Genomic DNA, 24,300 nt, shown 5'->3' with positions numbered 1-24,300 from the left:
GGTTCATCCTTATCTGCTGTAGGTTGCGGTTAACTGCGCCTTTGCCAGAACGTGACTATTAAGCATAAAGCCGACCAGCGCGCCGCTGGCATTTTTGTCGACAGGCAGTTTATCCACGTCCAGCGCCCAGACGGTAATCTGATAACGGTGAGGCTTATCTCCTGCGGGCGGACATGCTCCGCCGAATCCAGAATAACCGAAATCATTACGCCCCTGCACCGCACCGGCAGGTAATTTCTCGCCATTAGGGTTTCCGGCCCCAGCGGGCAGCGTCGTTGTTTTCGCGGGAATGTTGGCTACTGTCCAGTGCCACCAGCCGCTGCCGGTGGGGGCATCCGGGTCATAGACCGTAATGGCAAAACTTTTCGCACCCGCGGGCGGATTTGTCCACGCCAGCTGCGGAGACTGGTTACCACCGTGGCAGCCGAATCCCTCGAATACCTGCGGCTGCGCTAAATGGCGCTCGCCGGAAATATCCTGACTGGTGATGCTGAAAGGCGTTGCCGCTGAAACCTGAAAACTGATTGCCGCCAGAGCGGCTATTGCGATCACACTTCGCTTTTTCATGGGTGCTCCCTCTGCTTTACCGGAAGCCCCACTGTAATGCCGGCCGCAATAACGTAATGTGCTTAAGCGATTTGATTTTGTGCCGAAACGCTCAACGGCATCCGCAGAGGATTGCGCCTGGCTGAATGTGCTACTCTACGCGCCATTTCCCTGAAATCGACAGAACAGCAAATAATGGATTTGCCAACAAGCTGGCAGATGGTTGAAATGTACGGTAACGACGTTACCAGCGGCATTCTTCGGGCCGTCAATGCTATGATGATCGATATCCTTGCGACAATGGCACGACAAGATTATGAAACCCGCCGTAAACGCCAGGCACAGGGGATCGAAAGAGCAAAACAGGCAGGCTTGTATACGGGAAAACAAAAAGATATGGAAGCCCGTGATACAGTGCGTGAAATGCTGGCGCAGAATGTTAAACCAGCCCACATCATGAAAGCTGCAGATATCAGCCGTGCAACGTTCTACCGCATCAAGAAGGAGTTAGTAAACTAATTATATTTGAATTAGATCGGAAGAATGCTCTCGGATATGACCGCCCGCCCTGAGCAAGGTGCAGATATTGCATACTTTCTTTTGGTCATGCGAGTGTAAATATCCCGCTGAATATAGCATATTCCATAGTCAGGTCTCCTTAACCACATTATCATCATTGGCTTCATAAACTATATAATCGTTATCACCTGTGTACTGGCATTTTTGTTCTTCCAAATATCCATCTGCGAGATACAGAACCCGGTCGGCAGAGGCAATGGTTTCCGGGCGATGGGCAACCAGCAGGACAGGTAGCCCCAACTGGCGTAGTGTCTGGCTTATCTGTATTTCACTCTCAACATCAAGGTGGCTGGTCGCTTCGTCCAGTAACAAAAACCCCGGTTGTTTGTACAACGCTCTTGCCAGCAAAATACGTTGCTTTTGCCCTCCGGAGAGTACACCACCGGTTTCACCGATTAATGTCTGATATCCCATCGGCATTGCCATGATATCAGTGTCAATTAGCGCCAGACGGGCACACTGGATCATTCTTTCCTGATTGCGGTCTTCGCTGAAGAAAATGATGTTATCTGCAATGGATCCTCTGAAAAGGTGATCATCCTGCAATACGGTACCAATCCGCCGTCGTACCTGAAAATAATCGGGGTGCGTTTGCGGTATGCCAAATGTTCTGATTGTCCCTTCATCAGGAATATGAATTCCCAAGATAAGTTTTACCAGCGTCGATTTTCCGCACCCAGATTTACCCGTAATGGCCACTACTTCACCTGGCTGAAGCACCAGTGAAATTCCGCGAAGTATCGGTTTGTTCCCGCCCTTGTGGCTGAATACGATGTGCTCGATAGATAACGGGGGATGAGCTTTCGGAGTCCCACTGACTACGGAGGTAATGACAGAAGTACTGACATCTTCATGAACGGACCGTTGCTGATGCCCTTCTGTTTGGGTTAGCACAATGTCAGCCAGACGCTCATTATAAACATCAAGCATTCGCCAGGAAAAAAACTTGTCAGTAAGGCTGCTAATACTCGAAGAAAAACGCATCTGATAAGACAAATAGGCAACCAACATACCGACAGTAAAAGTGCCATTCATCACCTCGCCAGCACCCTTCCACAAAATAACCGCCGATACCACACTGCCGGTCAAGGTGTGCGCAATGTCATAGCACATCAGCAGACGACTCTGGCGCAACTGCGTATTTCTCCGGGTGACGTTGAGATTCAGCCAGGCGGCTTCCCGAAATGCAGTCACACCGTTTATTCTCAGGCTTAGGATCCCGTTAAGGGTTTCAAGAAAATATCCTGATTCCCTGGCACCAGCATCCCAAGCGTCTTCTGCAGACTGTCGAAGAGACGGATACCAGAGCACTCTCAGCACGCCGTAGATGACGGCTGCCAGTACCGCTATCAGCGTCATTTCAGGACTGTATAACAACATCATACAGAGTGCAGTCACCACAAGCAGCACATCCAGAATGCCTTCAAGTACCTGCGTGGTCAGCGCCTGCTGGATGGTATCTACCGCATCAAAACGCGCGTTAATACTCCCCTTACTGCGTGCATCGTACCAGGAGAGAGGGAGACGGACCAGATGATGGAACACCCGGGCAGTCCACTGCATATTAAAATTAACAGACAGGGTGAGACTGGCCCACTGACGGGCCAGCGACAGCAGCATCTGGGTAAGTGACAGCAACAACAGGGCGATGATAATAACGGTCAACAGGCTTCGATCGGCGGCAACCAGGACCTCATCAATCACCAACTGGTTGAGAAGAGGACTTCCTAATGTCAGTATCTCCAGTGCCAGGGCAAAAACGATGATGCGTGACATTGCCGGCAGCAGGCCGGGTGTTTTTCCTGTCAGCTGGCGCAGACGAATTTTCTTTCTTTCATCCCTGGCGGTGAAATCGCTGGCTGGCATCAGCTCCAGCGCGACGCCGGTGAAGTGCTTCCCTGCGTACGTCAGGGAAATTGTCACCTTCCCCTTATCGGGATCATGTATAACCAGCCTGCTACCGCGAACCTTATGAAGTACAACGAAATGATTCATGTTCCAGTGGAGAATACAGGGTAGAGAAAGAGACTTCAGGTCTTCCGGCTCCAGCCTGACGGCGCGGGAAGACAAATGGATACCGGCTGCACATTCAATCAGTCTCTGCAGGGTCATTCCCTGAGTACTGATACTGAAGCGTTCACGGAGCGTGGGTAGATCCGTCTGCAGACCGTGCCAACTGGCCATCATTGCCAGACACGCCAGGCCACACTCCGCTGACTCTGTCTGGCGGATGAGGGGAAGCCGTCTTTTCCCTGTCCAGTTCAGTGATCCCATTACAGTTTTCCTTTCAGGCTCCAGAGCGGTTCTGTAAGCCACTCCCACAAATGACGCGTATCCAAGCTGACGTCCCCCTCAAGGGTCATACCGGGTCGAAGAGGTTCTTTTTTTCCATAAGCCAGAATAAAAGTATTCTCAGGTTCGACAATGACACGGTAGTGCCCTTCATTCTCCTTCCAGGTGACAGGGGATACGGAGATTAAATCTGACGGCGTCAGCGTTGTACGGCTTATCTCTCGAATAGTCCCGTACTGAACACCAAACTTCTGATAGGGGAAAGCGGCGAATCGGAGGGCAACACGTTGCCCCGGTTGGACGAAGCCAGCGTTCTGACTGGTGGCATAGAGTTCTATCTGCAGACGAGCATTGTCGGGGACAAGCGTCATGACAGGTTCAGATGCCCTGACCGACTGTCCCTGTCTGACCAGAACGGCGGCAACGGTTCCGGATACTGGAGCGGTCAGCGTAAAATGCTCCTGTCCGGCCAGTTCATCCTGCTGTTGTCTTATACCCTGCAACTGCCTGTCCAATTCAGCTTTCCGGCTTTCGCCCTGTACGATGAGATGGGTAAGATCATCTTCAGCAGACTCCATTGCTGTGTGTAGTTGCAGAAGCCCCTGACGTTGATCCTCAACGTTTTGCTGTGCCGTGGAGACGTCAATCTGTTTCTGCTGGTATTCGATATCAGAAACGTAATGCGTGCCGGCAAGTTTTTTATAGCGTTCCATGACGGACACAGCCAGCGCAACCTGATGCTCGGCAAGCGACAAACGCTGCTCTGCACTGTTAATCTGAGGTTTCAGGGAGACAATTCGCTGTTGTATGGCTTGCTGCTGCTGACTGTTGTCACGCAATTCCAGAGCCTGTTGAGAAGACAGCATGGCATATTGAGTTCTCAAGGATATGCTCATGGCAGCCAGCGTACCTGTGCCCTGTTCGTTATAATGCTCGCCGCTGATATGGTAAACGGACTCACCTGCAATGACGTGCTGACCTTCTGAAACAGTCTGTCGCGTGACGTACCCTGCATATTGAGGTGTTATTTTCACCAGTCCGGATGAAGGCATAACGATGCCTGTAAGATGTGCCTTGCGAGTATAGCTACCAAAATAAACGAATAATGCGACGCTCAGAACCAAGAATATTGTAGTAACGGCGCATACTGACATGCCGAATGAAGCGGGTAAGACAATATCTCCGTATCCGGTATCATTATGATGATTTAATGCTTCCTCCCTGAATATACTCATAGTTATAAAACGTTCTGAATATTTAACAATATAACAAACCCATTCATGCCTGAGTGTATCAATATAGGATAGAAAAGAGATTTGCTTTTTATTTTAACCGCGAACAATAACATCGAAACAACAAACAGAATGATCTGATCCAGTATATCATAATACTGTCCATGCATTAGACAAAAAAATAAAGATGTTATTACACACGGAATAACCAGATTCTTCCGGTAAATTGAGCATGCAACTTCGAAGGCACATCCTCTGTAGATAATTTCTTCGTAATAGGGTACTACTATTGTCATCACTAAAACTGTGATCCAGTTTATCTGTGATGGTTCGTAATGGTATAAATAGTCTCTGTAGCAATAAACAGCAAGTTGTATAAAAATAATTATAAGAAATGTTGCAGCTGAAAATTTAACTGAGGCTGGGCTTGCACTTACTTTTATTCGACACCCAGGGATATTTTTCAGGCAAAACAAATAAACGAAAGTAGAAATTAGAATCTCTGTAATGAAAACAATAGTAAAAGCTGTGTCCAGCCCGACATAACGCAGCGTAAAGGCTGGGGATAGAGTTACAATGGTTGATATAATAACCACTACAAGAAAAACGATAGCGCTTTGTTTACTATATATAAACTGGCTCGTACGCTCATTCATTACAAGGGCGTCACTTTATGAAAGTTTTTATTTTTGCTAAAATCATATCAGTAAATTTAGCAGTGGAAAACAAGGTGATCAATGTAATTACTAACTTTGAAAACTCCTCAGGAAAGGAAAACCAAGATAGGTCAATAATGGAGGAGCCACTTAATAGCGCAAAACCCAGTAATAAACTTAAGATAAAAGACATTATTTTAATAACCATTGTAGCATCCTCCGTTGATACTTACTTATCGGCTACAGGTACCACCAAAGTTACCTCCTGAACAATTACTGGAACCAGCTTTGTTTCCCCCTCCGTTACCATTTCCACCACCGGAGAGACACTGGCCAACAACTGCTCCACCAATAGTTCCTCTGGCCATTCCAACAAGGCCACCTTTGATTGCACCACCTACCATCCCACTGAAGACAGCATCACCACATTTAGCTGTGCTTGGGTCACTGTAAATATGTGTCGGTGCATTCCGTCCCAGAGTGTTACGTGCTCCAGTTTGAGATTGTTTATTGTAGTTGTGTTCATGGTCGCCAGAGTTTCCACCACCACTGACCAGTTCTATTTCACTTAAAGTTAATTCTCTGATATTTGACATAAAAATCCCTCTTTTCCATTTTAACATAAAGTGCTATTTCACTATCACACGACAGAAATGTATGGATAAAGTGAATTTATGTAAATAAATGTAAATGCAGCTAACCTACTCCCCATTGATTAATATACCCCGATGTTAGTAATTTCTTCATAAGCCACATGAGGACATCCCCATGAAGAAGCGTGTTTCCGACGAACAGATCATCAGTATTCTTCGCGAAGCGGAAGCCGGAGTTTCTGCCTGTGAGCTCTGCCGTAAGCACGCCCTTTCCGACGCCACTTTCTACACCTGGCGCAAAAAGTTTGGTGGCATGGAAGTTCCTGAGGTGAAGCGGCTCAAATCTCTTGAAGAGGAGAACGCCCGCCTCAGGAAGCTACTCGCCGAAGCCATGCTGGATAAGGAGGCGCTTCAGGTGGCTCTGGGTCGAAAGTACTGACGCCAAGCCAGAAGCGGGAAGTCGTTGAGTTTATGTGTGATGCGACCGGTCTGTCGCAACGTCGTGCCTGCAGGCTTACAGGTTTGTCCCTTTCGACCTGCCGCTATGAGGCTCAGCGTCCGGCAGTTGATGCGCATTTATCAGGGCGCAACACTGAGCTGGCACTGGAGCGCAGGCGTTTTGGCTACCGCCGAATCTGGCAGCGGTTGCGTCGGGAGGGCCTTCACGTCAATCACAAGCGGGTATACCGTATTTACCACCTTAATGGACTGAGCGTAAAAGGCAGACGACGCCGTAAAGGGCTGGCAACCGAACGGTTTTCGCTTCTGCGCCCGGATGCGCCGAACCTAACTTGGTCGATGGATTTTGTTATGGACGCACTGGCTAACGGTCGGAGGATCAAGTGCCTGACCTGTGTAGATGATTTCACGAAGGAGTGTCTGACGATCACCGCTGCTTTCGGTATTTCAGGCGTTCAGGTTACGCGTATTCTTGACAGCATCGCGCTGTTTAGGGGCTATCCGGCGACAATAAGAACCGATCAGGGCCCGGAATTTACCTGCCGCGAGCTCGATCAATAGGCCTTTGAGCATGGTGTGGAACTACGGCTTATCCAGCCAGGTAAGCCAACGCAGAACGGATTTATTGGGAGTTTTAACGGACGCTTTCGCGATGAGTGTCTGAATGAACACGGGTTCAGCGATATTCTTCATTCCCTGAAAACGATTAATGACTGGCGGCAGGATTATAACGAGTGCCGTCCCCATTCATCGCTGGATTACCAGACACCAGCTGAATTCGCAACGGACTGGCGAAACAGGAAATATGAAGAAAAACCAACCGATATTACTAACTGAAGGTTGTATCTAAACCTGGGGGTAGATCAGTTGTGCTTTCAGAATTGTATTGCGACTTATCCGATCTAAACTTTCGACTGTAAGCCATGAATCGTTAGCGACTTCCCCCTCTTTAACTGCCTCGATAAATGCGCCTAAACTGCCCTTTTCAAGATGCTTAGATTTAAACGCAGACAATCCGGCATCGATGATTTCAACAAGCTCTAAACCGTTTTCATGTGCTACCCTACGCGCCGTTTCCAACTGTCGTTGCAATGATGAACCTTTTGCCTGTTTATCACTTGACCAACGTATATAACTATACAGTTTGCGTTTTTCCATGGGAGTACCTAATGAATACATCAGAAGAAAGCCAAAAAACAGATTTTACAAGGTTTTCCCGTTTAGTGTTAACCAAAGGGCGCGAGAAATCATTACTGCGCCGTCATCCCTGGGTCTTTTCCGGCGCGGTTGCCCGTATGGAAGGCAAAGCCAGCCTCGGTGAAACCATTGATATCGTTGACCACCAGGGGAAATGGTTAGCGCGAGGCGCCTACTCGCCAGCGTCCCAGATCCGTGCTCGCGTCTGGACCTTTGATAAAGACGAAACCATTGATATCGACTTCTTCGTCCGCCGCCTGCAGCAGGCGCAGCAGTGGCGCGACTGGCTGGCAAAGCGCGACGGTCTGGACAGCTACCGCCTGATTGCCGGTGAATCCGACGGCCTGCCGGGCGTCACCATTGACCGCTTCGGTAACTTCCTCGTACTGCAGCTCCTGAGCGCAGGGGCGGAATACCAGCGTGCCGCGCTGATTAGCGCGCTGCAAACCCTGTTCCCTGAATGCGCTATCTACGACCGCAGCGATGTGGCGGTGCGCAAAAAAGAGGGTATGGAGCTGACTCAGGGGCCGGTCACGGGTGAACTGCCGCCTGCCCTGCTGCCAATTGAAGAGCACGGCATGAAGCTGCTGGTGGATATTCAGGGCGGGCACAAAACGGGTTACTACCTTGACCAGCGCGACAGCCGTCTGGCGACACGTCAGTATGTTGCCGACAAACGCGTGCTGAACTGCTTCTCCTACACCGGCGGTTTCGCCGTTTCGGCGCTGATGGGCGGCTGTGCTCAGGTGGTCAGCGTGGACACCTCGCAGGAAGCGCTGGGCGTGGCAAAACAGAACGTCGAGCTAAACAAGCTGGATCTGAGCAAAGCGGAGTTTGTCCGCGATGATGTGTTCAAGCTGCTGCGTAAATATCGCGACCAGGGCGAGAAGTTCGACGTCATCGTGATGGATCCGCCAAAGTTTGTGGAAAACAAAAGCCAGCTGATGGGCGCGTGCCGCGGGTATAAAGATATCAACATGCTGGCTATCCAGCTGCTGAATCCGGGCGGGGTTCTGCTCACCTTCTCCTGCTCCGGCCTGATGACCACCGATTTATTCCAAAAAATCATCGCCGATGCCGCAATAGATGCCGGGCGTGATGTACAATTTATAGAGCAGTTCCGTCAGGCAGCCGATCACCCCGTGATTGCTACCTACCCGGAAGGACTGTATCTGAAAGGGTTTGCCTGTCGCGTCATGTAACTTGAAAAGAGAAATATTGCCCACACGTAATGTGTAAGTAGTGTTTCCCGGGAGGTGACTATGATTGCCAGCAAATTCGGTATCGGCCAGCAGGTCCGCCACACTTTGCTAGGGTATTTGGGTGTGGTCGTGGATATCGACCCGGAGTATTCCCTTGATGAACCGTCAGCAGACGAGCTGGCGGTCAACGCAGAGCTTCGCGCTGCGCCCTGGTACCATGTGGTGATGGAAGGTGACGACGGACAACCCGTTCATACCTACCTTGCCGAAGCGCAGCTGAGTAGCGAGCTGCAGGAAGAGCATCCGGAACAACCCACGATGGATGAACTTGCTCAGACTATCCGCAAACAGTTACAGGCTCCGCGCCTGCGGAACTAAGCGTGTAAAAAAAGCCCGATGACGGGCTTTTTTTTATTATTTCGCCAGCCCCAGACGAGGTATATCGATCGCCGGACAGCGATCCATGACAACCTTCAACCCCGCATCACGCGCCAGCACGGCGGCCTGCTCGTTAATTACACCTAACTGCATCCACAGCGTTTTCGCCCCTACGGCGATAGCGTCCTGCGCCACTTCCCATGCAGCCTCGGAATTACGGAAGACATCGACCATATCGATTTTTTCCGGCACGTCAGCGAGCGTGGCGTAACCCTGCTGACCCAGCAATGTTTTCCCCGCCACTTTTGGCGACACCGGGATAACGTGATAGCCCTGATCGAGAAGGTATTTCATCACCCGATAGCTTGGACGGTCGGGTTTATCGCTCGCGCCCACCAGCGCAATGGTACGCGTGGATGTCAGAATCTCGGCAATATCGTTCTCTTTCATGGTTTTTCTCCTGGCTTTTTTAAAAGTGTACGCCAAAGCGCAAATCTCAACCATCCATCCCATACAGATGTATGAGGGCAAAACGGCGAAATATGTCTATATGTTAGTAAACGTGATTATCGAAAGATTTAGATACATTAATGCGGCGAAAGGATTTCTGACGGGAGCCTTCTATGAAAACCGGTATTGCCACTGCTCTGATTGCGTTAGTGATGCCGGTCTGCGTATTTGCCACCACGCTCCGGCTTTCTGGCGATATTGATCTCCTGGTACTGGACGGAAAAAAGGTCTCCAGCTCGTTATTGCGCGGTGCTGACAGCATTGAATTAGATAACGGGCCGCATCAGCTGGTGTTCCGGGTCGAAAAATCGATCGGCCTGAACAACCATGAGCAACGGATGTACATCTCTCCGCCGCTGATTGTCAGCTTTAACACCCGGCAAATCAGTCAGGTGAACATTACCCTGCCTCGCCTTGAAACGGAGAAGGAATCAGCGGCCTTTGACGCCTCGCCGCGCGTTGAGCTGCTGGACGGGAATGCGATGCCGATTCCGGTGAAGCTGGATATTCTGGCGTTGACCCACTCCCCGAAAAGCCCGGACTACGAGGCCGCGACGCAGGTCTATAACAAAGCCGGTAAACGAGCCTCCCTTCCGCAGTTTGCCACCATGATGGCGGACGACAGTACGCTGTTATCCGGCGTCTCGGAATTGGACGTTATTCCGCCGCAGTCCCAGACGCTGACGGAACAGCGTCTTAAATTCTGGTTCCAGCAGGCCGATCCCGACACGCGGGCCCGCTTTTTACAGTGGGCAAAACAGCAACCTTCATCATAAGCCACATTTTTTACGCCTTTCTCTTGCAGGGTCAGACGGTTCCCGTCATCGTGTAGTCAGTTAACCTGATGGAAATGATTATGGAACTGACAACACGCACGCTGCCTGAACGTAAACACATTGCGCTGGTGGCGCACGATCACTGTAAACAAATGCTGCTTAACTGGGTTCGCCGCCATCAGCCGTTGCTGCAAAAGCACGCCCTCTCGGCGACCGGTACCACCGGTAACCTGATCCAGCGCGAAACGGGTCTGGAGGTGAATGCGATGCTGAGCGGCCCGATGGGCGGCGATCAGCAGGTTGGCGCGCAAATTTCCGAAGGGAAAATTGATGTGCTGATCTTCTTCTGGGATCCGCTGAACGCGGTTCCGCACGATCCGGACGTCAAAGCGCTGCTGCGCCTGGCGACGGTGTGGAATATTCCGGTGGCGACGAACCTGTCGACGGCGGATTTCATCATTGAATCACCGCAGTTTAACTCGCCGGTTGAGATCCTTATTCCGGACTATCAGCGCTATCTGTCCGAAAGACTGAAGTAGCTTTTTTGCCGGGCGGCGCTACGCCTTACCCGGCATGGAAAATCTTGCCTGACGCCGTTACGGCTTTCTCGCCACCGGCACATCAATACTCTTCAGGATATCGACAAACACGGATGGCTCTTCTTTATTGAACAGCAGCCACACGCGATGACGTGCGCGGGTGATGGCCACGTACAGCAAACGCCGCTCTTCGGCATCAGGAAAGTCTTCCGGCACCGGCAGCAGGGCCTCTTCCATGACCGACTCGCGGGCCGGGGCCGGGAAACCGTCGCTGCCCTCTTTCAGCCCCACCACAATCACATAATCGGCCTGCTGCCCTTTGCTGGCGTGGATGGTCATAAATTCAAGCTGCAGTTTCGGCCAACGGGTGGCGGCTTTTTCCAGCGCCGCGGGTTTAAGGTGATGGTAGCGCGCCAGCACAAGGATACGCTCATCGGGCTTCGCATAGCCGCTGAGCTTGTCCAGCAGCGGCTCCAGCTGATCATCCGCCAGCAGGGTGACCGCTTTTTTATCCCCCGGGCGCAGGCTATTGAGCGGCTTTGCCAGCTGATGCGGGTTCTGCTGGATAAAGCGGTTGGCGATCTCACCAATTCGTGAATTGAAGCGGTATGTCGTGTCCAGATCGCTGCGGTCACCCTCGCCAAAATAGTGGTGGAACGCGGTCGTCAGTGAAAGCTGCGCCCCGCTGAAGCGGTAGATGGCCTGCCAGTCGTCCCCCACCGCAAACAGCGAGGTATGTTTATTTTGCGCCCGCAGCGCCGAGAGCAGTGCAGCACGCTGGGGTGAGATGTCCTGAAACTCATCCACCAGAATATGTTTCCATGGGCTGACAAAGCGCCCCTTCTCAAGAATGATGATAGCCTGATGGATCAAACCGGAGAAATCGACGGCATTTTCCTCTTTCAGCGCGGTTTTCCAGGCTTTCAGCAGCGGAGCCATCAGCTTGACCCGCTTCGAAAACAGATCGCGGATCGCCTCCGGCGCGCTTTCAATCATCTCTGCCTGTGAGCCGCCGTGCATTCGCATCAGGCTGACCCAGCGGTCAAGTCGCGAGCCGAGCCGACGCGCCAGTTTTTCATCCTGCCAGAAACTGCCCTCCGGCACCTCCCAGTTGAGTTCCTCCTCCAGCCACTGGCGCCACCCTTTCGCCTGCGCCTTTTTCTCACTGCACTGCTGACGCCACGTTTTAATAAACAACGCCTGCCGCGCCTGCGCGTCGTTTTCCAGTTTACTGATGGCAGGCACTTTTTTGCTGCCCTGCTGAATGATATGCAGCGCGAGGGCATGGAAGGTTCTGGCCGTGATATCCCGGGTGTGCAGGCGTTCCTGGATACGTTCATCCATCTCCTGTGCCGCCTTGCGGCCAAAGGCCAGAAGCAGGATCTGCTCGGCTACGGCCTCCCCGGTCGTGAGAAGCCAGCCCGCACGCGCCACCAGCACCGACGTTTTACCGCTTCCGGCCCCCGCCAGCACCAGCAGCGACTGCTCGCCGTTGACCACCGCGCGCGCCTGAGCAGGGTTGAGCGGTGAAGTTTCCACCGTGCTGAAAAAGTCGGCGTATTGGGTGAGCATGGCGTCTGTCCAGGCCTGATTATGCGCCAGCCGGCTTTTATCCATATCGTTCAGCCAGGCCTGACACTGACGCCAGGCGTCGCGACAGTTGTCGAACTCATCAAGACGCGTCACGGAGAGCGGCAGCGCCAAGAGTGCCTGCCGGATCTTTTGCTGTAGCCCGGCGGTCTGCTGACGTGTCAGCCACGTTTGTTGCGCGTTGCTATGGGCAATATCGTCCAGCACCTGCTGCAGTACCTGAGCGGCAATGACGCTCATGTCGTGACTCCACTGCTGCCAGAGCGCGTTCAGGTGATGATGGAAACGCTGGGTTTCCGCCCACTCGGTGCCGTGAAGACGTACGACTTTATCGTCAGGCAGAACAAACTCCAGCTCGCCCCACACCAGCCCGCGCTTGCAGTGAATAGCCAGAAGCTGATTAAACGGAATAAGGTATTCGTGGCGTTCTCCGGTGACTTTCACCCCGGCATTGAGCAGAACAACTCTGTCATAGGGGTGTTGCGCCAGGCGTTTGCCTAAAGAAGTTGCTTTCAGTTCCATGTCCCGCCAAATCCACGAAGAGATAATTTACCTGACAGTTTAACTGCCAGTTTTAAGGTGCTCCAGCCTAAAAAAACGTTACAATCATTGGGCGTTAATTTTATCGAAAGGAAGTGAGGGTTTATGCGTACCGTTCTGAATGTGTTGAATTTTGTGCTGGGCGGTTTTGCCACCACCCTTTCCTGGCTTTTTGCCACGCTGGTGAGCATCGTCCTGATTTTCACGCTTCCCCTGACTCGTTCCTGCTGGGAAATCACGAAACTGTCGTTCATCCCCTACGGTAACGAAGCTATCCACGTTAACGAGCTGAACCCGGAGAGCAAAAGCGCCCTGATGAATACGGGGGGAACTTTGCTGAACATTCTGTGGCTGATTTTCTTCGGCTGGTGGCTGTGCATCATGCATATTTTTGCCGGTATTGCGCAGTGCATCTCAATAATTGGTATTCCGGTCGGGCTCGCAAACTTTAAGATCGCCGCCATCGCCCTTTGGCCCGTCGGTCGCAGGGTGGTTCCGGTCGAAGTGGCCCAGGCGGCGCGTGAAGCGAACGCACGTCGTCGTTTTCAGTAAATAAGGACTGGCCGCGTTTATGCTAAGCCCACTGCTTCGCCGTTATACCTGGAACAGCGCCTGGCTCTACAACGTCAGGATTTTTATCGCGCTTTGCGGCACGGCTGCCCTGCCGTGGTGGCTGAATGATGTGAAACTCACCATCCCGCTCACGCTGGGGGTGGTGGCCGGGGCGCTGGCAGATCTGGACGATCGCCTGGCCGGCCGTTTGCGTAACCTGGTGATTACGCTCGTCTGTTTTTTTATCGCCTCCGCGTCCGTTGAGTTGCTCTTTCCCTGGCCCTGGCTGTTTGCCCTGGGCCTTACGCTTTCAACCAGCGGGTTTATTCTGCTGGGCGGTCTGGGGCAGCGCTATGCCACTATCGCCTTCGGTGCCTTGCTCATCGCCATCTATACCATGCTGGGCGTTTCCCTGTACGACCAGTGGTACCAGCAGCCTGTGCTGCTGCTGTTGGGCGCCATCTGGTATAACCTGCTGACGTTAACCGGGCATCTGATCTTCCCGGTTCGCCCTCTGCAGGATAATCTCGCCCGCAGCTTTGAGCAGTTAGCCCACTATCTGGAACTGAAATCCCGACTGTTCGACCCGGATATCGAGGAAGAAAGCCAGGCGCCGCTTTACGATCTGGCGCTGGCCAACGGCCAACTGGTCGCCACCCTAAACCAGACGAAAGCCTCGCTGCTTACCCGTCTGCGCGGGGATCGCGGCCAGCGCGGAACGCGAAGGACCTTACACTACTATTTTGCTGCTCAGGATATCCATGAACGCGCCAGCTCTTCGCACGTTCAGTACGCCGCTCTGCGCGAGAAGTTCCGCTACAGCGACGTGATGTTCCGCTTCCAGCGCCTGCTATCCATGCAGTCTCAGGCATGCCAGCAGCTCGCACGATCCATTCTGCTGCGCACGCCCTATCAGCATGACTCACGCTTCGAACGGGTATTTAGCCATCTTGATGCGGCGCTTGACCGCGTGCAGGCCAGCGGAACGTCACCGGAACAGATCAAAGCGCTGGGTTTTCTGCTGAACAACCTGCGGGCGATTGATGCACAGCTAGCGACGATTGAGTCCGAGCAGGCGATGGCACTGCCGGGCAGCGAGGTGGATAACCAGCTTGCAGATGACAGCGTGCATAGCGTGAGCGATATGTGGCTGCGGCTGAGCCGCAATTTTACGCCGGAGTCGGCGCTGTTTCGCCACGCGGTGCGAATGTCCGTGGTCTTATGCGTTGGGTATGCTTTTATCCAGATAACCGGTTTGCACCACGGCTACTGGATCCTGCTGACCAGCCTGTTCGTCTGCCAGCCGAACTATAACGCCACCCGACACCGCCTGGCGCTGCGTATTATCGGCACGCTGGTCGGCGTCGCAATCGGCCTTCCGGTACTCTATTTCGTGCCCTCCGTTGAAGGACAGCTGATCCTGATCGTGATCACCGGCGTGTTGTTCTTCGCGTTTCGCAACGTACAGTACGCTCATGCCACCATGTTCATCACGCTGCTGGTTCTGCTCTGCTTTAACCTGCTGGGTGAAGGTTTCGAGGTCGCCCTGCCCCGCGTGATCGATACCCTGATAGGCTGCGCTATCGCCTGGGCCGCGGTCAGCTTTATCTGGCCGGACTGGCGTTTCCGTAACTTACCGCGCGTGTTAGACAGGGCCATGAACGCCAACTGTCGATATCTGGATGCCATCCTTGAGCAATACCATCAGGGTCGCGATAACCGTCTGGCTTACCGTATAGCCCGCCGCGATGCGCACAACAGCGATGCCGAGCTGGCCTCGGTCGTCTCCAACATGTCAACGGAGCCGCGCGCCACGGCGGAGATTCGTGAGACGGCTTTCCGGCTGCTCTGCCTGAACCATACCTTCACGAGCTATATTTCGACGCTGGGTGCCCACCGCGAGAAACTGACCAACCCAGGTATCCTCAGCCTGCTGGATGACGCGGTCTGTTATGTCGATGACGCTTTGCATCACCGGCCAGCCGATGAACCGCGCGTGAGACAAGCGCTGGATGAACTGACGCAACGTATAGCGCATCTGGAGCCCGGAAACGACAGCAAAGCGCCTCTGGTGTTACAGCAGATTGGCCTGCTCATCGCCCTGCTGCCTGAAATTTGCCGGCTGCAACAGCAAATCGCTACCTTGAGGAGTGATTTTCCTGTGGCTCAGGCAGCGCATTAAACCACTCCGTCAACTCCCGGCGAATGCCGGCCGGGAGTGCCGCCTCATGTAGCCCTTCAATAGCCCCTTCCAGCGCGAAAAGCACTTTGATACCAAGCGCTTTATTTTTCGCCCGCATTTTCAGCCAGCTCTCCCTGGCACCAAGCGCCCGCAGCGTTTCTTCGTTGGTAATGCCCGCTTCAAGGAGCAACACTTCCAGCTGAAAGGTCAGGTTTGGCAGATCTTTAAGTCGATTGCGCTGATGGCGCTGATAACGCTCTTTTCTCGCCGCATTGAGCGCGAACGAAGAGAGCTGAAGCAGACGCTCCCTGTCCTGCCATAACCCGTCATCCACCCGGTAATAGTTGAGAAGCACCGGGCGACCCCGCTTCATCAGGGTCAAAAAAGACGCAGCATTTTTTACACAGTATTTGGCGCTTTCTTCACATGCGCGGAGGTAAAGCTCGCCATCTGACACCATGGCAAAAACCGCGTCATCCACCGCCAGGGTATAGCCGCCGAACAGCGCACGATGATGAATTTCACCCAGCGGTGAGAGGTATTCCTGGGATTTATAAATCCGTTCATAAGATATCTTTTTCATGATATTTCCCTTCAAAATCATAAAGTAACAACGAAGTTTCTTACTAGCGGATCCGTTAGCAGGAAAATAGGCAACTTAGCGTCGTTGAGCAAGATGATTTTTCGAAGGGCATCAATATTGAATGAATTTTGCGAGTCGCTTTCCGAAAATGAGGTTGATCTTTATGCATACAGGGGTTACTGTATATTCATACAGTAACTACAGGGCTGGAATGAAAATGTACACTTCAGGCTATGCAAATCGCTCAACTTCTCTCACCTCTACCGCGGGCAATGTCGCGCAAAACGCCGTTGGTGGTGCTTCGACGGGGCTTATTAGTGAAGTGGTTTATCGTGAAGACCAGCCCCTGTTGACCCAACTCCTGCTGCTGCCGCTATTACAGCAGCTTGGTCAGCAATCTCGCTGGCAACTCTGGCTGACGCCACAGCAGAAACTGAGCCGTGAATGGGTGCAGTCCGCAGGCCTGCCCCTGGCAAAGGTGATGCAGATCAACCAACTTTCACCGTGTGATACCGTCGAGTCGATGATTCGAGCGTTGCGCACCGGAAATTACAGCGTGGTGATCGGGTGGTTACCGGAAGAATTGACGGAAGAGGAACATTTTCGTCTGACCGAAGCGGCTGAAGAAGGGAATGCGATCGGGTTTATCATGCGCCCGGTTCGTCCAGATTCTTATCGCAGAGGACAACTTTCTGGGCTAAAAATTCACTCAAATTTGTATCATTGAGTGAAATTAAGATTTTTCCTGGAATTTTTTTTGACCGCAAGATGCGGTTTTAGTTCCCGGCCTCAAAATTACGGCAAGGCTTGTCTGGTGCGGTTCTCCTTAATTTTATTGCACAAAATTCGTTCTAAAAATGTTAAATAATAGGTATACGGAACTTTTTTTTTCATATGCCTGACAGACTTCACACTTGTAAGTTTTCAGCTACGTTGTAGACTTTACATCGCCAGGGGTGCTCGGCCTAAGCCGAAGATATCGGTAGATTTATATTTGACCACGCCCCCCGGTGAAGGATTTAACCGTGATTCTCTCTTGAGACCTTCATGGCGAATTTTGGATGATAACGAGGCGCAAAAAATGAAAAAGACAGCTATCGCGATTGCAGTGGCACTGGCTGGCTTCGCTACCGTAGCGCAGGCCGCTCCGAAAGATAATACCTGGTATGCAGGTGGTAAACTGGGCTGGTCTCAGTTCCATGACACTGGCTGGTACAACAGCAGCCTGAACAACGATGGCCCTACTCACGAGAGCCAGCTTGGTGCAGGTGCGTTCGGTGGCTATCAGGTTAACCCGTATGTTGGCTTTGAAATGGGTTACGACTGGTTAGGTCGTATGCCATACAAAGGCGACACCATCAATGGCGCTTTCAAAGCTCAGGGCGTTCAGCTGACCGCTAAACTGGGTTACCCAGTAACTGACGATCTGGACGTGTACACCCGTCTGGGCGGCATGGTATGGCGTGCAGACTCCAGCAACAACATCGCTGGCGACGACCATGACACTGGCGTTTCCCCAGTATTCGCTGGTGGCGTTGAGTGGGCTATGACCCGTGACATCGCTACCCGTCTGGAATACCAGTGGGTTAACAACATCGGTGACGGTGCTACCGTTGGCGTTCGTCCAGACAACGGCATGCTGAGCGTAGGTGTTTCCTACCGTTTCGGCCAGCAGGAAGATGCAGCACCAGTTGTTGCTCCAGCGCCGGCTCCAGCTCCAGAAGTACAGACCAAGCACTTCACTCTGAAGTCTGACGTTCTGTTCAACTTCAACAAAGCGACCCTGAAACCAGAAGGTCAGCAGGCACTGGATCAGCTGTACACCCAGCTGAGCAACCTGGATCCTAAAGACGGTTCTGTAGTGGTTCTGGGCTTCACCGACCGCATCGGTTCTGACGCTTACAACCAGAAACTGTCTGAGAAACGTGCTCAGTCTGTTGTTGATTACCTGATCTCTAAAGGTATCCCAGCTAACAAGATCTCCCCACGTGGTATGGGCGAATCTAACCCAGTTACTGGCAACACCTGTGACAACGTTAAAGCTCGCGCTGCACTGATCGACTGCCTGGCACCAGATCGTCGCGTAGAGATCGAAGTTAAAGGCGTTAAAGACGTTGTAACTCAGCCAGCGGCATAAGTTATCGTCTTATAAAAAAAACCCCGCCATGCGGGGTTTTTTATTGTCTTAAGAAAACAAAAATCTACTTTTTGCCCAACAACGCCTGAAGGTCGTTTTTCAGCGACGACATCTGGTTAGCGTACTTCTCTTTATGTTCGGCATCCTCAATCAACTGCACGATGGTTTCCGACAGGGTCTTACCACGCCGTTGCGCCAGCCCAGCCAGACGCTGCCAGACCACGAATTCAAGATCGATGGACTTTTTCCGGGTATGCTGATGCTCAGCATTAAAATGCCGTTTACGTCGCGCGCGGATAGTTTGCTTCATCCGGTTTAGCAACGCAGGATTAATGTGCTTCTCAATCCAGCCATTAACCTGTACCGGTTCATTTTCGAGGGTCAGCAAAATATCCACGGCTTCTTGCGCAGCGCTGGCTTCGATGTAGCAGGTGATCAGCTCCCCTTCACGGTGCTTTTTGACCAGGTACTTCCATTTCCAGCCGCTTTCGAGATTTTCCAGTTGTTGATATTTCATTGCGATCTCAGTGTTACCACGTAACTCTGTTCAGAATATCAGTTTTTTAGCAATCTGCTGAAAAGAAATCATATCCTGTGAGTGAATGCGGCCAATCCGCCTGCTGAAATACCCGATCCTGCTTGGGTAGAGCCCCCCGCTTACGGTATACTCCACGCTTTTACATCTGACTAAAAAACATCAACTTTGACCATTACGAAACTAGCATGGCGTGACCTTGTTCCGGATGCCGAGAGCTATCAGGAACTGTTTGCACAGCCCGATCTCGCAAAAGAACACGAATTCATCCTTAGCGATACGCAACCACGCTTACATTATGCGCTGGAGCAGGCGTTAAGTCCGTGGGCGACATCGCCCTTCATGCTGCTGAAAGCCCCGGAAGAAGCGGAATATCTGACGCTGCTTGGGGATGCCATGCGCCAGCTGCAGCCGGACACCAACGCGGTCTTTGGCGGCCAGTATCGTATCGTAGGGCACACTATTACCTTCGAACCGGCGGACCAGGCCGACGGTCGTTTTGCTGCTAAAGGCGAGGTGATAACCGCTAATTGGGTCGAGGCTGAACAGCTCTTTGGCTGTCTGCGCCAGTTTAACGGCGAGCTTTCCCTGCAGCCGGGGCTGGTGCATCGCGCAAACGGCGGCGTGCTCATCATCTCACTGCGCACCCTGCTCTCGCAGCCGCTGCTGTGGATGCGCCTGAAAACCATTGTTACCCAACAGCGCTTTGACTGGGTCGGTTACGATGAGTCTCGTCCGCTTCCTGTCTCCGTGCCGTCAATGCCGCTGTCGCTGACCGTCGTGCTGACGGGCGACCGCGAATCGCTGGCGGACTTCCAGGAAATGGAGCCGGAACTGGCCGAGCAGGCAGTTTACAGCGAATATGAAGACAACATCCAGATTGCCGATGCTGACGACATGGCGCAGTGGTGTCAGTGGGTGATGGCCGTGGCGGAACGTTTCGCATTGCCAACGCCTGCCGCCGACGCGTGGCCGGGTTTGATCCGTGAAGCCGTTCGCTATACCGGTGACCAAGAGACCTTGCCGCTCTGCCCGCTCTGGATCGGCAAGCAGCTGCGTGAGGTGGGTACCATCGGCGGTAACGGCGCGTTTACTGGCGAACAGCTCACCCAGATGCTGGCGCAGCGGGAGTGGCGTGAAGGCTATCTTGCTGACCGCATGCAGGATGAAATTCTGCTGGAACAAATTCTGGTCGAGACCGAAGGCGAACGCGTCGGTCAGATTAACGCCCTGTCGGTGATTGAATTTCCCGGCCATCCGCGCGCGTTCGGTGAACCGTCCCGTATCAGCTGCGTTGTGCATATTGGCGATGGCGAGTTTACCGATATTGAACGCAAAGCCGAGCTGGGCGGAAACATTCACGCCAAAGGCATGATGATCATGCAGGCGTTTTTGATGTCCGAGCTGCAGCTCGAGCAGCAAATCCCCTTCTCCGCCTCGCTGACGTTCGAACAGTCCTACAGCGAAGTGGATGGCGATAGCGCCTCTATGGCAGAGCTGTGCGCCTTAATCAGCGCCCTGGCGGACGTGCCGATCAACCAGAATATTGCCATCACCGGTTCGGTCGATCAGTTTGGTCGTGCTCAGCCCGTTGGCGGTCTGAACGAAAAAATTGAAGGCTTCTTCTCTATTTGTCAGCAGCGTGGTTTAAACGGCAAACAGGGGGTGATTATTCCCGCGCCCAACGTACGCCATCTCAGCCTGAGCCAGGATATTCTGGACGCGGTTGAACAGGAACAATTCGCCATCTGGGCAATCGAAGGGATTGAGGATGCACTACCCTTACTGACAAACCTGGTATGGGATGGCGAGGGGCAGACGACCCTGATGCAGACTATCCAGGAGCGCATTGCTCAGGCGACACAGCAGGACGCTCGTCATCGTTATCCATGGCCGTTACGCTGGCTGGGTTGGTTCAGTTCGAACTGATCGGACTTGTTCAGCGTACACGTGTTAGCTATCCTGCGTCCTTCACTAAAATAAGGCTTACTGAGAACATGGTAGATAAACGCGAATCCTATACAAAAGAAGACCTTCTTGCCTCTGGTCGCGGAGAACTGTTTGGCGCGAAAGGCCCACAGTTACCGGCCCCGAACATGCTGATGATGGACCGTGTCGTGAAAATGACCGAAACCGGCGGCAACTTCGATAAGGGTTACGTAGAAGCAGAACTCGATATCAACCCGGACCTGTGGTTCTTCGGTTGCCACTTTATTGGCGATCCGGTAATGCCTGGCTGCCTGGGCCTGGATGCCATGTGGCAGCTGGTTGGCTTCTATCTGGGCTGGCTGGGTGGTGAAGGTAAAGGCCGCGCGCTGGGCGTGGGCGAAGTGAAATTCACCGGTCAGGTTCTGCCTACGGCGAAGAAAGTGACTTATCGTATTCACTTCAAGCGCATCGTTAACCGTCGCCTGATTATGGGCCTGGCAGATGGCGAAGTGCTGGTAGATGGTCGTCTGATCTATACCGCTAACGACCTGAAAGTGGGTCTGTTCCAGGATACCTCTGCTTTCTGATAACGGCTTTTAGCCCCATCCAGAAAGGCGAAACCTCCGCAGTGCGGAGGTTTCTTTTTTTAAAGAGACGTTATCAGGCTATAAGTGCCCTGTCGCCGATGGCTTCTCGCCAGCCTCCCAGCCATTGTGACCTTTGGTTTATCGTCTGATAAGGACACATTTCTTTCGAACGTCCAGCGATGCCAGCCTGATAACCACGTTGATGAGCCCGTTCCAGGCGATCTCGTTTCTGTCTCTTCATGCCTCGTTTCCCTCATTCTTTTGTCTGGTGGAAAGAAAACAGTGTCTGCGCCAGATGCGCAGGCACAGATAACGAATACCCCGAATTAGTCCCAGCGTCAATGTTCAAAATTCATACGGGTGTCATATTTGTGAGCTAGCCAGAAGATCATTTGTACAAAAATTGTGACGCGGCACAAGTAACAACCTGACGCCAAAACGAAAAAAAAAACCGCAATCAGCACCAGGCCGATTGCGGTTTTTGACGATGAATTTTACTTATGGCAGCCGGGAAATTTCCCTGGCGATACTGGCTGATTCCTGCGCCCAGCCCTGGGCCAGCACTTTCACCATTTCATCATAGCCATCCTTCTGCTGCTTCAGCTCCAGATGGAAAGGACGCTTAATCAGCTGTCCCTGATGATTCAACAGCCACTCGCCGCTGATGACAACGGCACCGTCATAACGACCATGGAAGCCCGTTACCGTGACGTTCAGCGTGTCCTGATCGCTTCCCAGAGGCTGGGAGGCAACAACCCAGCCCGGAAGCTGACTGCCAAGATTCGCCACCAGCGTATTGCGTAGCTGCTGATCCAGCGGACTGGCCCACAGGTTGTTGTTGGCGATAACGTACTGCACATCGCTGGTCTGATAGACCACTCCGTTGCCGGCCAGGTAATCTGGCACGGCGACCTGCTCAACCCACAGCAGACGGTTGCCCTGCGAGGCGCTACTTTGCGTAACCGCCTGCGTCCCCATCGGTAGCTGGTAGTAGCTTTTCGTTTCGCTCCCGGAGCTACAGGCCGTGAGTACCATCGCTCCTGCAATCGCTAGCCATTTTTTCATTGTTTCGCCCTCTTCGGCTCAGGATCCTTTTTATCTTTCGCTTCGAACACCAGCGCATTGCTCTTCTCGTTGAGCGTTTTCAGAACCGGCTGCAGTTCACGCAAGACCTGATCGAGACGCTGCATATCTGCGACCATCTTGTTGTATGCCGCCGAGCCGGGCTGGAAGCCCTGCATACTGCGGTTCAGCTCACGCAGCGTTTTCTGCATATCCTGCGGCAGCTGCTGCATGCTCTGGCTGGCGGTGATCTTATTGATGTTATCCAGCGTGGCCTGCAGGCGTTGCATTGTCGCCTGGCTTTGATGCAATGAACCTGTCGCTGCTTCAATCATTGGGTTCAATGGCAGATTGTTGATCTTATCCAGCGTCTCCATCAGACGCTGCTGGATCTGCGCCAGACCGCTGCTCACCGTTGGGATGATCTTATAGCCACCGAATTCACGAATACCGGTAATCGGCGGTGCTTTCGGGTAGAAGTCCATATCCACATACAGCGCACCGGTCACCAGGTTACCCGTCTTCAACGATCCACGCAGACCGCGTTCCATCAGCTGGCTGATGTGGGTGGCAATATCCTGATTCTCGCCAATCTGGTTGATCAGGCGTTCGGGTTCAATACGAATCAGCACCGGTATGCGGTAATCATCATCCAGTACCTGCTGCAGGCCAGGCACAAAGAACGGAACTTGTCCAACCGTACCAAGGCGGATACCGCGGAACTCAACAGGCGCTCCCGGCTGCAGACCGCGGACGGAATCTTTGAAGAACATCAGGAAGTCAACGTGATCGGTGTAGAGCGCATCCTGAATGCTTTTTTGATCGTCGAACAGGCGGAAAGCGGTGTTCTCCGCAACCGGCTGCCCCAGGTCGAGCCCTTCCGGTACGTCAAAGCTCACGCCGCCGCCAAACAGCGTTGTCAGCGATCCCATTTCAACGCGCATGCCCGCCGAGGTCAGATCCACCGCGATGCCGCTGTCTTTCCAGAAACGGACGTTGCTGGTGACCAGACGATCGTTAGGCGCATTGATGAACAGCTGATAGCTGATAGCTCTTTTCTGAGGATCGAACGTGCTTTTCTCCACCGACCCCACGCGATAGCCGCGGAACAGTACCGGGTCACCCGCCGTGAGTTGGCCCGCTTTTTTACTGTCGAGGATCACGCGGATACCTTTTGCATCAGGCGGTGCCAGCGGCGGTGAATCCAGAAGCTGGTACTGCGCCGGCTGGTTGCCTTTTGCACCTGGCTGCAGCTCGATGTAGGCACCCGAAAGCAGCGTCCCTAAGCCGCTGATCCCTTCACGCCCCACCTGCGGTTTAACTACCCAGAAAACAGAATCGCCGTGCAGCAGTTTTTCCATGCCGGCATTAAGGCGCGCCTTAATCTCCACATGGGTTAGATCGTCGGTCAGGGTTGCGCTTTCCACCACGCCCACATCCACGCTACGGCTTTTGATGGTCGTTTTACCGCCCTCAATCCCCTCGGCATTGGTGGTAATCAGCGTCACTTCCGGCCCCTGATGGCTGTAATGATAAAACAGGATCCAGGCACCGATCAGCGCAGTCACAATGGGAAAAATCCACACCGGCGACCAGTTTTTGACCTTCTGCACTTTCGCCTCTCCACTCTTATTTTCCATGCTC

General features: G+C 52.8%; 22 protein-coding genes and 3 pseudogenes. 12 read left to right on the top strand and 13 right to left on the bottom strand.

Features of this window, described 5'->3' with window-relative positions:
* Window positions 1–9: 9 nt before the first annotated feature.
* Window positions 10–567 carry a kinase inhibitor gene (locus HBM95_08140; GenBank protein NIH42898.1) on the bottom strand — a complete coding sequence of 186 codons (558 nt, stop codon included), beginning with the start codon at window positions 565–567 and terminating at the stop codon, window positions 10–12.
* A 174-nt stretch (window positions 568–741) separates the two neighbouring features.
* Here HBM95_08140 and HBM95_08135 point away from each other — a divergent pair, with 174 nt between their 5' ends.
* Window positions 742–1,065 (top strand): recombinase family protein, encoded by a 324-nt coding sequence (locus tag HBM95_08135; GenBank protein ID NIH42897.1) that lies wholly within the window; start codon window positions 742–744, stop codon window positions 1,063–1,065.
* 216 nt (window positions 1,066–1,281) lie between these two features.
* Here HBM95_08135 and HBM95_08130 read toward each other — a convergent pair.
* The 4 genes and pseudogenes from HBM95_08130 to HBM95_08115 all read right to left on the bottom strand — a co-directional run bounded on the left by HBM95_08130 (window position 1,282) and on the right by HBM95_08115 (window position 5,901).
* Window positions 1,282–3,399: pseudogene (locus HBM95_08130) on the bottom strand (peptidase domain-containing ABC transporter).
* Window positions 3,399–4,652: an HlyD family efflux transporter periplasmic adaptor subunit gene (locus tag HBM95_08125; GenBank protein NIH42896.1), complete on the bottom strand. Its 1,254-nt coding sequence runs from the start codon at window positions 4,650–4,652 to the stop codon at window positions 3,399–3,401. The pseudogene HBM95_08130 and the gene HBM95_08125 overlap by 1 nt, the downstream one beginning before the upstream one ends.
* 2 nt (window positions 4,653–4,654) lie before the next feature.
* Window positions 4,655–5,305, bottom strand: coding sequence for a CPBP family intramembrane metalloprotease (locus HBM95_08120; protein NIH42895.1), 651 nt, complete (start codon window positions 5,303–5,305; stop codon window positions 4,655–4,657).
* Window positions 5,306–5,538: 233 nt separating this feature from the next.
* On the bottom strand, window positions 5,539–5,901 hold the full coding sequence (locus HBM95_08115) for a hypothetical protein (GenBank protein NIH42894.1): 363 nt from the start codon (window positions 5,899–5,901) through the stop codon (window positions 5,539–5,541).
* 172 nt (window positions 5,902–6,073) lie between these two features.
* On the opposite strand from HBM95_08115, the pseudogene HBM95_08110 reads away from it, so the two are divergent.
* Window positions 6,074–7,194 (top strand): annotated as a pseudogene (locus HBM95_08110) (IS3 family transposase).
* 21 nt (window positions 7,195–7,215) lie between these two features.
* Here HBM95_08110 and HBM95_08105 read toward each other — a convergent pair.
* Window positions 7,216–7,515: pseudogene (locus tag HBM95_08105) on the bottom strand (recombinase family protein).
* Window positions 7,516–7,526: 11 nt separating this feature from the next.
* Here HBM95_08105 and rlmI point away from each other — a divergent pair.
* Window positions 7,527–8,756, top strand: coding sequence for a 23S rRNA (cytosine(1962)-C(5))-methyltransferase RlmI (gene rlmI / locus HBM95_08100; GenBank protein NIH42893.1), 1,230 nt, complete (start codon window positions 7,527–7,529; stop codon window positions 8,754–8,756).
* A 60-nt stretch (window positions 8,757–8,816) separates the two neighbouring features.
* Window positions 8,817–9,134, top strand: a complete 318-nt coding sequence (gene hspQ, locus HBM95_08095) for a heat shock protein HspQ (GenBank protein NIH42892.1) — start codon at window positions 8,817–8,819, stop codon at window positions 9,132–9,134.
* A gap of 36 nt (window positions 9,135–9,170) precedes the next feature.
* Here hspQ and HBM95_08090 read toward each other — a convergent pair whose 3' ends face one another.
* Window positions 9,171–9,584 (bottom strand): CoA-binding protein, encoded by a 414-nt coding sequence (locus HBM95_08090; protein NIH42891.1) that lies wholly within the window; start codon window positions 9,582–9,584, stop codon window positions 9,171–9,173.
* 173 nt (window positions 9,585–9,757) lie between these two features.
* Between HBM95_08090 and HBM95_08085 the strand changes: the two genes are divergently transcribed.
* Together HBM95_08085 and mgsA are read left to right on the top strand one after the other, a co-directional pair.
* The gene (locus HBM95_08085) at window positions 9,758–10,420 is read left to right on the top strand and encodes a DUF2057 family protein (GenBank protein ID NIH42890.1); all 663 of its coding nucleotides are present in this window, start codon (window positions 9,758–9,760) and stop codon (window positions 10,418–10,420) included.
* Window positions 10,421–10,500: 80 nt separating this feature from the next.
* The gene (gene mgsA, locus HBM95_08080; protein NIH42889.1) at window positions 10,501–10,959 is read left to right on the top strand and encodes a methylglyoxal synthase; all 459 of its coding nucleotides are present in this window, start codon (window positions 10,501–10,503) and stop codon (window positions 10,957–10,959) included.
* A 57-nt stretch (window positions 10,960–11,016) separates the two neighbouring features.
* Here the strand turns inward: mgsA and helD are convergent, their stop codons facing one another.
* Entirely contained in the window at window positions 11,017–13,071 is a 2,055-nt protein-coding gene (helD, locus tag HBM95_08075) for a DNA helicase IV (GenBank protein NIH42888.1), read from the bottom strand.
* 123 nt (window positions 13,072–13,194) lie between these two features.
* Here helD and HBM95_08070 point away from each other — a divergent pair, with 123 nt between their 5' ends.
* Together HBM95_08070 and yccS are read left to right on the top strand one after the other, a co-directional pair.
* Window positions 13,195–13,641 carry a YccF domain-containing protein gene (locus tag HBM95_08070; protein NIH42887.1) on the top strand — a complete coding sequence of 149 codons (447 nt, stop codon included), beginning with the start codon at window positions 13,195–13,197 and terminating at the stop codon, window positions 13,639–13,641.
* A gap of 19 nt (window positions 13,642–13,660) precedes the next feature.
* The gene (yccS, locus tag HBM95_08065; protein NIH42886.1) at window positions 13,661–15,823 is read left to right on the top strand and encodes a TIGR01666 family membrane protein; all 2,163 of its coding nucleotides are present in this window, start codon (window positions 13,661–13,663) and stop codon (window positions 15,821–15,823) included.
* Here the strand turns inward: yccS and HBM95_08060 are convergent.
* Window positions 15,780–16,406, bottom strand: a complete 627-nt coding sequence (locus tag HBM95_08060; GenBank protein ID NIH42885.1) for a TfoX/Sxy family DNA transformation protein — start codon at window positions 16,404–16,406, stop codon at window positions 15,780–15,782. The two genes, yccS and HBM95_08060, sit on opposite strands and share 44 nt — an antisense overlap.
* A 217-nt stretch (window positions 16,407–16,623) precedes the next feature.
* On the opposite strand from HBM95_08060, the gene sulA reads away from it, so the two are divergent.
* Both sulA and ompA read left to right on the top strand, forming a co-directional pair.
* Window positions 16,624–17,133, top strand: coding sequence for a cell division inhibitor SulA (gene sulA / locus HBM95_08055; GenBank protein NIH42884.1), 510 nt, complete (start codon window positions 16,624–16,626; stop codon window positions 17,131–17,133).
* A gap of 354 nt (window positions 17,134–17,487) precedes the next feature.
* Entirely contained in the window at window positions 17,488–18,543 is a 1,056-nt protein-coding gene (gene ompA / locus HBM95_08050) for a porin OmpA (GenBank protein ID NIH42883.1), read from the top strand.
* Window positions 18,544–18,607: 64 nt separating this feature from the next.
* Here the strand turns inward: ompA and matP are convergent, their stop codons facing one another.
* Window positions 18,608–19,060, bottom strand: a complete 453-nt coding sequence (gene matP / locus HBM95_08045) for a macrodomain Ter protein MatP (GenBank protein ID NIH42882.1) — start codon at window positions 19,058–19,060, stop codon at window positions 18,608–18,610.
* 186 nt (window positions 19,061–19,246) lie between these two features.
* Here matP and HBM95_08040 point away from each other — a divergent pair, with 186 nt between their 5' ends.
* Together HBM95_08040 and fabA are read left to right on the top strand one after the other, a co-directional pair.
* The gene (locus HBM95_08040) at window positions 19,247–21,007 is read left to right on the top strand and encodes a Lon protease family protein (GenBank protein ID NIH42881.1); all 1,761 of its coding nucleotides are present in this window, start codon (window positions 19,247–19,249) and stop codon (window positions 21,005–21,007) included.
* Window positions 21,008–21,075: 68 nt separating this feature from the next.
* On the top strand, window positions 21,076–21,594 hold the full coding sequence (gene fabA, locus HBM95_08035) for a bifunctional 3-hydroxydecanoyl-ACP dehydratase/trans-2-decenoyl-ACP isomerase (GenBank protein NIH42880.1): 519 nt from the start codon (window positions 21,076–21,078) through the stop codon (window positions 21,592–21,594).
* Between the two features lie 73 nt (window positions 21,595–21,667).
* On the opposite strand, the gene rmf is transcribed toward fabA, so the two are convergent.
* The 3 genes from rmf to pqiB form a co-directional block, all read right to left on the bottom strand.
* Window positions 21,668–21,835 (bottom strand): ribosome modulation factor, encoded by a 168-nt coding sequence (gene rmf / locus HBM95_08030; GenBank protein ID NIH42879.1) that lies wholly within the window; start codon window positions 21,833–21,835, stop codon window positions 21,668–21,670.
* Window positions 21,836–22,092: 257 nt separating this feature from the next.
* On the bottom strand, window positions 22,093–22,659 hold the full coding sequence (pqiC, locus tag HBM95_08025; GenBank protein ID NIH42878.1) for a membrane integrity-associated transporter subunit PqiC: 567 nt from the start codon (window positions 22,657–22,659) through the stop codon (window positions 22,093–22,095).
* Window positions 22,656–24,296 (bottom strand): intermembrane transport protein PqiB, encoded by a 1,641-nt coding sequence (gene pqiB, locus HBM95_08020; GenBank protein NIH42877.1) that lies wholly within the window; start codon window positions 24,294–24,296, stop codon window positions 22,656–22,658. The genes pqiC and pqiB overlap by 4 nt, the downstream gene beginning before the upstream one ends.
* Between the last annotated feature and the right edge of the window lie 4 nt (window positions 24,297–24,300).

The organism is Enterobacter asburiae (genome assembly GCA_011754535.1).
Taxonomy (GTDB): Bacteria; Pseudomonadota; Gammaproteobacteria; order Enterobacterales; family Enterobacteriaceae; genus Enterobacter; species Enterobacter cloacae_N.
This window is presented reverse-complemented; position numbering and strand designations above follow the sequence as displayed.

Excerpts from the sequence above, each read along its gene's own strand:
- HBM95_08140 (NIH42898.1), bottom strand. The coding sequence starts at position 567 with ATGAAAAAGCGAAGTGTGATCGCAATAGCCGCTCTGGCGGCAATCAGT.
- HBM95_08135 (NIH42897.1), top strand. The coding sequence starts at position 742 with ATGGATTTGCCAACAAGCTGGCAGATGGTTGAAATGTACGGTAACGAC.
- HBM95_08125 (NIH42896.1), bottom strand. The coding sequence starts at position 4,652 with ATGAGTATATTCAGGGAGGAAGCATTAAATCATCATAATGATACCGGA.
- HBM95_08120 (NIH42895.1), bottom strand. The coding sequence starts at position 5,305 with ATGAATGAGCGTACGAGCCAGTTTATATATAGTAAACAAAGCGCTATC.
- HBM95_08115 (NIH42894.1), bottom strand. The coding sequence starts at position 5,901 with ATGTCAAATATCAGAGAATTAACTTTAAGTGAAATAGAACTGGTCAGT.
- rlmI (NIH42893.1), top strand. The coding sequence starts at position 7,527 with ATGAATACATCAGAAGAAAGCCAAAAAACAGATTTTACAAGGTTTTCC.
- hspQ (NIH42892.1), top strand. The coding sequence starts at position 8,817 with ATGATTGCCAGCAAATTCGGTATCGGCCAGCAGGTCCGCCACACTTTG.
- HBM95_08090 (NIH42891.1), bottom strand. The coding sequence starts at position 9,584 with ATGAAAGAGAACGATATTGCCGAGATTCTGACATCCACGCGTACCATT.
- HBM95_08085 (NIH42890.1), top strand. The coding sequence starts at position 9,758 with ATGAAAACCGGTATTGCCACTGCTCTGATTGCGTTAGTGATGCCGGTC.
- mgsA (NIH42889.1), top strand. The coding sequence starts at position 10,501 with ATGGAACTGACAACACGCACGCTGCCTGAACGTAAACACATTGCGCTG.
- helD (NIH42888.1), bottom strand. The coding sequence starts at position 13,071 with ATGGAACTGAAAGCAACTTCTTTAGGCAAACGCCTGGCGCAACACCCC.
- HBM95_08070 (NIH42887.1), top strand. The coding sequence starts at position 13,195 with ATGCGTACCGTTCTGAATGTGTTGAATTTTGTGCTGGGCGGTTTTGCC.
- yccS (NIH42886.1), top strand. The coding sequence starts at position 13,661 with ATGCTAAGCCCACTGCTTCGCCGTTATACCTGGAACAGCGCCTGGCTC.
- HBM95_08060 (NIH42885.1), bottom strand. The coding sequence starts at position 16,406 with ATGAAAAAGATATCTTATGAACGGATTTATAAATCCCAGGAATACCTC.
- sulA (NIH42884.1), top strand. The coding sequence starts at position 16,624 with ATGTACACTTCAGGCTATGCAAATCGCTCAACTTCTCTCACCTCTACC.
- ompA (NIH42883.1), top strand. The coding sequence starts at position 17,488 with ATGAAAAAGACAGCTATCGCGATTGCAGTGGCACTGGCTGGCTTCGCT.
- matP (NIH42882.1), bottom strand. The coding sequence starts at position 19,060 with ATGAAATATCAACAACTGGAAAATCTCGAAAGCGGCTGGAAATGGAAG.
- fabA (NIH42880.1), top strand. The coding sequence starts at position 21,076 with ATGGTAGATAAACGCGAATCCTATACAAAAGAAGACCTTCTTGCCTCT.
- rmf (NIH42879.1), bottom strand. The coding sequence starts at position 21,835 with ATGAAGAGACAGAAACGAGATCGCCTGGAACGGGCTCATCAACGTGGT.
- pqiC (NIH42878.1), bottom strand. The coding sequence starts at position 22,659 with ATGAAAAAATGGCTAGCGATTGCAGGAGCGATGGTACTCACGGCCTGT.
- pqiB (NIH42877.1), bottom strand. The coding sequence starts at position 24,296 with ATGGAAAATAAGAGTGGAGAGGCGAAAGTGCAGAAGGTCAAAAACTGG.